General features: G+C 64.0%; 8 protein-coding genes. 4 read left to right on the top strand and 4 right to left on the bottom strand.

The window, feature by feature from the left end; all coding sequences use genetic code 11:
* The 4 genes from Q8L50_RS17710 to Q8L50_RS17695 form a co-directional block, all read right to left on the bottom strand.
* On the bottom strand, positions 1–686 hold a 686-nt coding region (locus tag Q8L50_RS17710; protein WP_305349952.1), incomplete at its 3' end, for a sigma-54 dependent transcriptional regulator.
* Positions 687–717: 31 nt separating this feature from the next.
* Positions 718–2,430, bottom strand: coding sequence for a PAS domain-containing sensor histidine kinase (locus Q8L50_RS17705; protein WP_305349951.1), 1,713 nt, complete (start codon positions 2,428–2,430; stop codon positions 718–720).
* Positions 2,431–2,670: a PP0621 family protein gene (locus tag Q8L50_RS17700; RefSeq protein ID WP_305349950.1), complete on the bottom strand. Its 240-nt coding sequence runs from the start codon at positions 2,668–2,670 to the stop codon at positions 2,431–2,433.
* Positions 2,667–3,467: an inner membrane protein YpjD gene (locus Q8L50_RS17695; RefSeq protein WP_305349949.1), complete on the bottom strand. Its 801-nt coding sequence runs from the start codon at positions 3,465–3,467 to the stop codon at positions 2,667–2,669. The genes Q8L50_RS17700 and Q8L50_RS17695 overlap by 4 nt, the downstream gene beginning before the upstream one ends.
* An 85-nt stretch (positions 3,468–3,552) precedes the next feature.
* Here Q8L50_RS17695 and ffh point away from each other — a divergent pair, with 85 nt between their 5' ends.
* The 4 genes from ffh to Q8L50_RS17675 all read left to right on the top strand — a co-directional run bounded on the left by ffh (position 3,553) and on the right by Q8L50_RS17675 (position 8,635).
* Positions 3,553–4,911, top strand: a complete 1,359-nt coding sequence (ffh, locus tag Q8L50_RS17690; protein WP_305349948.1) for a signal recognition particle protein — start codon at positions 3,553–3,555, stop codon at positions 4,909–4,911.
* A 138-nt stretch (positions 4,912–5,049) separates the two neighbouring features.
* Complete coding sequence (locus Q8L50_RS17685; protein WP_305349947.1) at positions 5,050–5,634, top strand: YqiA/YcfP family alpha/beta fold hydrolase; 585 nt, start codon at positions 5,050–5,052, stop codon at positions 5,632–5,634.
* A 64-nt stretch (positions 5,635–5,698) separates the two neighbouring features.
* A complete protein-coding gene (locus tag Q8L50_RS17680) occupies positions 5,699–7,768 on the top strand; it encodes a ribonuclease catalytic domain-containing protein (protein WP_305349946.1) in 2,070 nt (689 codons plus the stop codon).
* 18 nt (positions 7,769–7,786) lie between these two features.
* Positions 7,787–8,635, top strand: a complete 849-nt coding sequence (locus tag Q8L50_RS17675; RefSeq protein WP_305349945.1) for an energy transducer TonB — start codon at positions 7,787–7,789, stop codon at positions 8,633–8,635.
* Positions 8,636–8,644: the final 9 nt, after the last annotated feature.

Here is an 8,644-nt window from a genome sequence, read left to right as displayed (position 1 = left end):
CCGAAAAACTCCGCTTCCAGCAGGTTCTCGGGAATGGCGCCGCAATTGACCGCGACAAAAGGCCCGGCGGCGCGATGGCTGCAGTCGTGCACCGCACGCGCGACGAGTTCCTTGCCGGTGCCTGACTCGCCCTGGATCAGCACCGGCGCCATGCTGCCTGCAACCTTGATGATGCGGGCCTTGACGGTCTGCATGACGGCCGACTCGCCGACCAGGCGCTGCAGTGTCAGCGCGCCGTCCTGGGATTTGCCGGGCCGGGCGGCGCCGGCAGCGCCGGTATCGCTGTCGGCTCTGGGTTTTTCCGTGCTTGCCGGGCCCTGGATCGCCGAAGCCACCACGTTGCGGAACTGCTTGAGGTCGACCGGCTTGGTCAGGTAGTCAAACGCGCCAGCCTTCAGCGCCTCCACCGCGTTTTCGGCAGAGCCATGCGCGGTGATGACGACGCAGCGCTCAGGACGCTGCTGGCTCACCATCTCGCGCAGCAACTCCAGTCCCAGGCCGTCGGGCAGCCGCATGTCGGTGATCACGGCATCAAAGCGACGCTCCTGCAACTGCACGCGCGCCTGCGCCAGGTCGGCGGCAGCTTCTACCCGGTAACCCTCACGCAGCAGTGTCAGCTCATAAAGGGTGCGCAGGTCCGGCTCATCGTCGATGACCAGGATGTGGGCCGGATTCGGAGGGCTCATGGGTGTCGTGTTTTATCAGGAAAGCAGCGTGTCAGAACAAGGTGTCCGGGACGGCCAGTGGGAGCACCGAATCGGCGGACGCCGGCCTGAAGATGACAAAAAACTCGTTGCCTTCCACATTCTGCCGTGCCACCCGCTGGTAGCCTATCAGCGCGCCGTGGCGTTCGCACAACTCCCTGCAGATGTACAGGCCCAGTCCGCTGGAGCGGCTTTCCGAGGAGAAAAAAGGTTCGAACAGATGCGACTGGACAGTTTTTTCCAGCGGCTGGCCGTCGCTCCAGACCAGCAGGCGAACCTGGCCCGAAGAAGCATCGGTGGTGACCTGGATGGCGTCGGCGGAGCTGGCATAACGCAGTGCATTGTCCAGCAGGTTGACCATCAACCGGCGCAGATGTTCCGCCTCGAAAAGGATCGCGGTCTGGCCGGTGCCGGCCACCACGCGCAGCCGGTGGCCGGCCGCGTTTTGCTGGGCCCAGTCCGCGCAGATACGCTGCACCATGTCGTCGAGCCGCAGCGCCCGCGTCTGCACCTCGGGCGCCTGCTCCTGCACACGCGACAGGTTGAGGATTTCCTCGACGATGCGGGCCAGCCGCTGGGCGTTCTGCGCCACCATGCCCGTCAGTTGCCGGTGCCCGGCGTCCTTCAGGTCCTCTTCCAGCAGGGCGTTGGCCTGCGTGATGGCGGCCAGCGGGTTCCTGATTTCATGGGCGACGGCCGCCGACATGCGGCCCATGGCGGCCATTTTTTCGGTGCGAACCCTGGCCTCCATTTCCCGCAGGTCTTCCAGGAACATCACGCACAGGCTTTCTTCGGAGCCGTCGCGCGATGCGGCCAGCCGGGTGCGCACCTGCAGGCGCCGTGCATGACGCGAAGCGTGTTCCAGACCCACGTCAGCCTGCTGCGGCTGTTGACGTTCAAAAGTGAGGTGTGCCAGTTTGGCCAGCGGCTGCCAGGCGGGTTGTGAGGCGAGCACAAAGGGAGCGGTGCGTGCCTCGCCCTGGGCCGTCAGCAGCCGGCGCGACGCAGGATTGGCGGCGCGAACAATGCCGCTGGTGTCTATCACCAGCACCCCGTCGACCAGGGTGTCGATCACCAGTTCGTTGACCTGGGTCTGCATGCGCGCGGCGGACTGGTTGGTGTGGGCGCGCTGCTCCTCGCGCGTCAGGCGCTGCGCGAGCTGGTTGGCCAGAAGGGCCACGGCAAAAAAGCCGGACCCGCTGAGGCCGGCCTGCAGAAACCGCGCGGTGGCGTCGCCCGGCATCTCCAGCGACACCCACCAGGCGTCGGCCAGCAGCAGCAGGGTCACGCTGGCAGCCGTTCCCAGCGCCAGCAGGATGGGTCCGAGGACGGACGCCAGCAGCACCGGCAAGGCAAACAGTGGGGTGTAGTTGAGCGCGCCGAACTGGAGAAAATTCAGCGCGGAAAACGCCACCACATCGATGCCGACGGTATACAGCCATTGGGCGTCGAAGGTACTGCCTGGCCGCTTGGGCCGGGCCCAGGCCCGGACCGCCAGCGTGGCGGCGAAGTAGGCCACGCTCAGAAGGATCATTTCCCCGCGCACCGGTTGGTCCAGCGCATAAATCGATGCCTGCAGCGCGAGCAGCACGCTGGCAATCGTGACGCGCGCGGTCATGAAGGCGCGCCACAGGCGGGCGAAGGATTCGCCGCTCGCACCCGTATCCCAGGCACTGGTGTCGGGCGGACCGAACCAGGAGTTGCCCGAGTCCGTGACGCCGCCCATCTAGGCGTCGCCCTGGCGGCGATGCGCTTCGCTGCAGTACAGGCCGTGTTTTCCCGGCACCGCATCCGGCCGCGGCAGGTGCACTGCGCAGACTGCGCAGGCCACGACCTCGGTGGCCTGTTTCGGGCCGCTGACGGTCGGACGCGGGGGTGGTTTTTTGTCGCGTGATTCAGTGCGCCGGTTGGTGCGCCATAACCAGATGCCAACCAGCAGCACTGCGAAAACGATCAGGTATTTCATACGCGCTTCAAAACGACTTCGAGCACAAAACGCGAACCGGCATAACCGAGCAACAGCAAGCCCGAGCCCAGATACAGCAGGCGCACAGCCTGGCGGCCACGCCATCCGAGGCGGGCCCGCCCGGCCAGCAGGCTGGCAAAGGTCAACCAGGCCAGCACTGAAAACACCGTCTTGTGGTTCCATTGCCCGGCCAATCCCGGACCGTACAGGGTTTCGGCAAACAGCCAGCCGACCGCCAGTGTGGCGGTCAGCAGCACAAACCCGGCCTGCACAAAACGGAAGGTCAGGCGCTCCAGCGTCAGCAGGGGAACGCCGGTGTCCGGCTGCGTCGCGGACCGCATGGACCGTTCCGACCGGTTCATCAGCCAGCCGTGCACCACGGCTGCGGCAAACAGGCCGTAGGACGCAATGCCCAGCGCCCAGTGCAGCGGCAGCCAGGGCGAGGCGATCACGTGATAGCTGGAGCCGGGAAACACCAGCGCCAGCAGCACGGCAGCCGTGCCCAGCCCTGCCAGCGTCCAGCGTGCCTTCAACTGCGGAAAGAGGCGGCTTTCCACCGCATACACGCTGAGCACCAGCCAGACGGTCATGGACAGGGCCGGTGCAAAACCGAAGCGTGGCGGATCGCCGATCAGGCCGTCGGCCAGCGCCAGCGCGTGCAGCAGCCAGGCCATGAACAGCACGATGCGGGTGCTTGATTCACTCAGGCGCCGGGCGGCCAGCGCCAGCACGGCGTAGGCCAGCGCGGCGGCAATGGCCGTCGCCAGACCCCACCCAGCGCTCAAAGTTAAAATCATGGCTACAGTTTAGCTGTAGCCGCCTGGCACGCAGGCCGGTATTTCTTCCTTCACTTCCTTTTTGCTCCAGCTGTGGAGCCTGCTCATGGCCTCTGCCCTTACTGACAAACTTTCCCGCCTCGTCAAGGAAATGCGAGGCCAGGCCCGCATCACCGAGTCCAATGTGCAGGACATGCTGCGCGAGGTGCGCATGGCGCTGCTGGAAGCCGACGTGGCCCTGCCGGTGGTGCGCGACTTCATCGCCCGCGTCAAGGACAAGGCTCTCGGCCAGGAGGTCATGAGTTCGCTGTCGCCCGGCCAGGTGCTGGTCAGCATCGTCAACCGCGAGCTCGCCGCGACCATGGGCGAAGGTGTCAGCGACATCAACCTTGCCGCCCAGCCGCCGGCCGTGATCCTGATGGCCGGCCTGCAGGGCGCGGGTAAAACCACCACCACCGCCAAACTCGCCAAACACCTGATTGAAAAGCGCAAGAAGAAGGTGCTGACGGTTTCCGGTGACGTGTACCGGCCGGCGGCGATTGAACAGCTCAAGACCGTCACCAAGCAGGCCGGCGCCGAATGGTTTCCGAGCACCGCCGAGCAAAAGCCGGTGTACATCGCGCTTGCTGCGCTGGACTATGCGCGAAAACACTTCTTCGACGTGCTGCTGGTGGATACCGCCGGCCGGCTGGCGATCGACGAAGCCCTGATGGCCGAGATCAAGGCGCTGCATGCGGCGCTCAATCCGGTCGAGACCCTGTTTGTGGTCGACGCGATGCAGGGCCAGGACGCGATCAACACCGCGAAGGCCTTCAAGGAAGCGTTGCCGCTGACCGGCATCATCCTGACCAAAACCGACGGCGACTCGCGCGGCGGTGCCGCGCTCAGCGTGCGGCAGATCACCGGCGCACCGATCAAATTCTCGGGTACCAGCGAAAAAATCGACGGCCTCGAAGTCTTCGATGCCCAGCGCCACGCCGGGCGCATTCTCGGCATGGGCGACATCGTGGCCCTGGTCGAGCAGGTCACGGCCGGCGTGGACATGGAGGCGGCGCAAAAACTCGCCGCCAAGATGAAGTCCGGCAGCGGTTTTGACCTCAATGATTTTTTGAGCCAGCTGCAGCAGATGAAAAGCATGGGCGGCCTGTCGAGCCTGCTGGACAAGCTGCCGGCACAGATGGCTGCCAAGGCGGGCCAGGTCGACATGGACAAGGCCGAGCGGGACATACGCCGCAAGGAGGGGATCATCCAGAGCATGACCCCGCTGGAGCGACGCAAGCCCGAACTCATCAAGGCCACGCGCAAGCGCCGCATCGCTGCGGGTTCAGGCGTTCAGGTTCAGGAGGTCAACCGCCTGCTCAACGAGTTTGACCAGATGCAGGGCATGATGAAAAAAATGAAGGGCGGCGGCATGATGAAGATGATGAAGCGCATGGGCGGCATGAAAGGCATGCCGAAGTTCTGACAGCCGGCCCGGTCAGGCAACTTGCGGGTCACAACGACCGCCGGCCCTTAGGGGGATTGCGCAAGCAGCTATTCACTCCATAGCAATCAAAGAGCGCGCGCAGCGTCCCGCCAGACAACGGCTGTTCACCATCGCCCCATGACCACCACCCACTTGCTCTATTTGCACGGCTTTCGTTCCTCGCCGCAATCAGCCAAGGCACGCCAGTTTGCCGCCCTGGTGCGCCAGCAGCACCCCGACGTGACCTGGTGGTGTCCGCAACTGCCGCCCTCTCCGCGCGCAGCGATGCTGATGCTGCGCGAAGGTGTTGCAGCCTGGCCGCATGCCTCCATGGCGGTGGTGGGCTCGTCACTGGGCGGCTTCTACGCGACGCATGTGGCGCACACCGTTGGCTGCAAGGCAGTGCTGCTCAATCCGGCCGTTCACCCGGCGCGCGATCTGGCGAAGTACGTCGGTGAGCAAACTGCCTGGCACGCGCCGGATGAACGGTTCTTCTTCGAACCTGCATTTGTGGACGAGTTGCGCGCCCTGGAGGTGCCCGGCCCGCAGCAGCCGCAGAACTTCCTGGCCGTCATCGCCAAGGGCGACGAGGTACTGGACTGGCGCGAAATGGCGCGCCGCTACCACGGCGCACGTATCAAGCTGCTGGAAGGCGGCGACCATGCGCTCAGCGATTTCGACCAACACATCGCGGAGATCGTGGAGTTCCTGAAACTCGCCTGAGGCCTGCCGGGAGGCGGCTGATTACACTAGTCTCCCGGGGGCCGGTTAACCAAAGGACCATGTTTTGTTTGTATTGTTTGAAGAGGCCGGCAAGTTTCTGGCCGGTCGTATTTTGTCGGAGGCGGACAGCTCGCTGCAGGTCGAGCTGGACTCGGGCAAGCGGGTCAAGGTCAAGGCCGCCAATGCGCTGCTGAAGTTTGAAAAGCCTGCGCCTGCGGAGCTGATGGCGGCCGGGCAGAAAATCAGCGAAGAGATCGAGCTGGACCTGGCCTGGGAATTCGCCAGCGAGGAAGAGTTCAGCTTCGCAGAGTTGGCGCGTGACTACTTCAGCGCCGACCCTTCCAAACCCGCGTCCACCGAACAACAGGCTGCTGCCCTGTTCCGGCTGTTCGAGGCGCCGCATTACTTCAGGCGCGCCGGAAAGGGCCGCTTCCGCAGGGCACCGGCCGAGATTTTGCAACAGGCGCTGGCTGCCATTGAGAAGAAAAAGCAGGTCATCGCCCAGATCACTGCCTGGGCCGAGGAACTGGCGCAGGGCACTTGCCCGGCGCCGGTGCGCGAGCAACTCTACAAAATCCTGTTCAGGCCCGACAAAAACAGCCCCGAATACAAGGCCGTGGTTGAGGCTTCGCGCGCCGCGCACAAGGCGCCACTTGATCTGCTACAGCAGGCCGGCGCGATTGCCTCGCCCTACCAGTTCCACTGGAAACGCTTTCTGTTTGAAAATTTCCCGAAAGGCACGGCTTTTCCCGCCGTGCAAGCGCCGCCCGTCAAGGACGAGTTGCCCTTGGCTGCAGTGCGGGCCTTTTCCATCGACGACTCCCGCACCACCGAGATCGACGACGCGCTGTCGGTGCAGGGCATCGGCAGCGGCACGGTCACCTTGGGCATCCACATCGCAGCGCCCGGACTGGCCGTGTTGCCGGGCAGCCCCATCGACCTGCTGGGCCGCGCCCGCCTGTCCACCGTCTACATGCCGGGTTACAAGCTGACCATGCTGCCCGGCGCGGTGGTGGAAAGCTACACCCTGCAAGAGGGGCGCAATTGCCCGGCCCTGTCGCTCTATGTGACCCTCGACGAAGCCACGCTGGCCATCAGCGGCACAGCGACGAGGCTGGAGCAGGTGCCCATTGCCGCCAACCTGCGCCACGACAAACTTGACGCGGTTTTTACCGAAAAATTTTTCGATGCGGCGGTAGCCAGCACCCCACCGGCCGATGTGCCCTGGGGTACCGAGTTGTCCTTTTTGCACCGGCTGGCGCGGCATCTGAAAGCCCAGCGCGAAGTCGTGCGTGGCAAGCCCGAAAACTTCAACCGCCCCGATTACAACTTCAGCCTCGACAACCCGACCGGCCAGGAGCCCGAAGGCAACGAAAAGGTCAGCATCAGCATCCGCAAGCGCGGCGCGCCGCTGGACCTGATCGTCGCTGAGGCCATGATCCTGGCCAACAGCACCTGGGGCGAATGGCTGGCCGAACACGGTGTCCCCGGCATTTACCGCAGCCAGGCCAGCCTGGCGCCCGGCGTGAAAGTGCGCATGGGCACCAAAGCCCTGCCGCACGCCGGCATAGGCGTCAAAAGTTACGCCTGGGCCACCTCACCGCTGCGCCGCTACACCGACCTGGTCAACCAGTGGCAGATCATCGCCTGCGTCAAACACGGCCGCACCGCTGCGCTGGCTGCACCCTTCAAACCCAAAGACGCAGAGTTGTTTTCCATCATCTCGGGCTTTGACGGGGCCTACAGCGCCTACAACGGCTTTCAGGCTGGCATCGAGCGGTACTGGACCCTGAAGTATCTGCAGCAAAACGGTATCAGCGAACTGAACACCACCGCATTCAAGGACCAACTGGTGCGCGCCGACGACCTGCCGCTGGTGCTGCCCGCCATGGGCGCACAAGGCTTGCCGCGCGGCGCCAGGGTGCGCATCCGCCTCGGTGAGATTGATGAGATCACACTGGACATCAGCAGCACGGTGATCGAGCGCCTGGATGTGGTGCTGGATGACGCTGCCGCCGAACAAGTGGACGAAGAAGACAACGAATCGGAAATCGCCGCTGGACCGATCTCGATTGCAGTCGATATGAGCGATATGCCCGATGACACCTCTGCGGTGGCTCCCGCGGCCACTTAGCGCTGATAATCTTTTCCTGTGAAGTCCACCAGCACCCTGCAAATTGCCCTGGGCGTATCGGTCGCCATCCACGCGGTTTTGCTGACCGTGCGTTTTGTCGATCCGGAACGCTTCAACCGCATTTTTCAGGACACGCCGCTGGAAGTGATTCTGGTCAACGCCAAGTCAAACGAGCGCCCGGAGCAGGCCAAAGCCATCGCCCAAACCTCGCTGGCTGGCGGCGGTGAGCTGGAAAAAGGCCGCGCCACCAGCCCGCTGCCGCCCTCGGCCCTGACCGAACTCGGCGACGCCAGTGAAGATGCGCGGCGCAAAGTGGAGGCCATGCAAGAGCAGCAAACCTTGCTGCTGGCACAAATCAAGAAGCAGCTGGCGAGCATGCCGCCGCCGGACCCCAAGGTAGCCGCCCGGGATCCAGCGCAACTGGAGCGTGAGGAAAAACGCAAACAACTGGTCAAGATACTGGCCGAGATCGAGCGGCGTATCAACGAGGAAAATGCCAGGCCGAAGAAGCGTTACATCAGCCCGGCCACGCGCGAAGAAGTCTATGCGGTGTACTACGACACTCTGCGTCGCAAGATTGAAGAAAAGGGAACAGTGAACTTTCCCGAACAGGCGGGCAAAAAGCTCTACGGCGAACTCACCATGATCATCACCGTCAACTTCGATGGCCGGGTGCTGTCCACCGAAGTGGCGGAAACTTCGGGCAGCCTGACCCTGGACCGGCGCGCACAAAGTATTGCGCGCAGCAGCGGACCGTTCGAGCCCTTCAACCAGGCCATGCGACGCAAGGCCGACCAGATTGTGGTGGTCTCGCGTTTCAAGTTCAATCGCGACGAAACCCTGGAAACGCGGCTCACTGAGCGCTGATCAGCACTT

The organism is Polaromonas sp. (genome assembly GCF_030680935.1).
GTDB lineage: Bacteria > Pseudomonadota > Gammaproteobacteria > Burkholderiales > Burkholderiaceae_C > Polaromonas.
The sequence above is the reverse complement of the archived record's forward strand: the minus strand, read 5'-3'. Positions and strand labels throughout refer to the sequence as shown.